Source organism: Polaromonas sp. P1_F2 (assembly GCF_056405735.1).
Map to the genome: position 1 here is coordinate 1 of NZ_JBFUBN010000029.1, position 1,147 is coordinate 1,147.

Annotated in this window: 2 protein-coding genes; both read right to left on the bottom strand. The window is 52.9% G+C overall.

Features of this window, described 5'->3' with window-relative positions; translation table 11 throughout:
* A partial coding sequence (locus tag AC1D0O_RS25035) for a pilin (protein ID WP_477656187.1) occupies positions 1 to 271 on the bottom strand: 271 nt, incomplete at its 3' end.
* Between the two features lie 436 nt (positions 272 to 707).
* The coding region (locus AC1D0O_RS25040) for a pilin (RefSeq protein WP_477656188.1) at positions 708 to 1,147 on the bottom strand (440 nt) is incomplete at its 5' end.

The window sequence follows — 1,147 nt, forward strand, 5'->3', positions numbered from 1 at the left end:
TTGAACCGCTATAGGTCACGGAAGCGACGTACTTCGAACTTTGATTTTGCACACCCATCGAAAGTGCCGTCAGCGTCATGGTGTTCTTCTGTGCGTAGGTTTCCGCGACAGCCGTACGGCCAGAGGAACCAGCCAGGATCACTTCAGACATTTTGGCGCGAACCATGTAGTCCTGGTAAGCAGGCAAAGCCACGGCGGCCAGAATACCGATGATCGCGACAACGATCATCAATTCGATCAGGGTAAAACCCTGCTGGAGGGAACGTTTCATGAAAACTCCTTAGATGAAAAGCAATAAAAACCAAAAAAGCCTTAAGACTCAGCAGTTTTCATGCCAGTACCTGGCTCCCTCTTGAACACCTGTTCCTGCTGTGGAGATCGCTGGGAAAACAGGGTTTTGACGCAGATTTTGTCACCCGGAATTTTCGACGTGACACTTTTGTCACGTCGAAAATTCGGCGGCTCCGAATGTTTATCCAACCCGCTGAATCACCCAACGCGTCATCTCGTCCGCGTAGTCTGCTGAAATGCCGGCATCGAGAAGCGCCTCCTTGCAAACCTGGCCAATAAACGGCCACAAGCACTGAACTGATGACGAGTGCAGCCAGCGCAATGATGTGCGAAGTTCGCATGGAAATGGAGAGCGTAGARGCAAAGAAAAAGCCCCTTGGCGAAAGGCCAAGGGGCTTTTTTGACAATTCAATCGATCAGAAGTCTTTGCAAGAACTTGGCAGGTACTTGGCTTCAACAGGGCTGGTGCCGCCACCGCAGCTCCACTTCACCTGGCCGGTACTCGTGTCTGTAACCGTGCCACGCAGCACCACCGTTTTGCCGGAAGCGCCGCTAGGCAGGCCAGMGKCGGTGGTGGTCGTCACGATGATGTCACCCTGGGTGGCASTTGAACCGCTATAGGTCACGGAAGCGACGTACTTCGAACTTTGATTTTGCACACCCATCGAAAGTGCCGTCAGCGTCATGGTGTTCTTCTGTGCGTAGGTTTCCGCGACAGCCGTACGGCCAGAGGAACCAGCCAGGATCACTTCAGACATTTTGGCGCGAACCATGTAGTCCTGGTAAGCAGGCAAAGCCACGGCGGCCAGAATACCGATGATCGCGACAACGATCATCAATTCGATCAGGGTAAAAC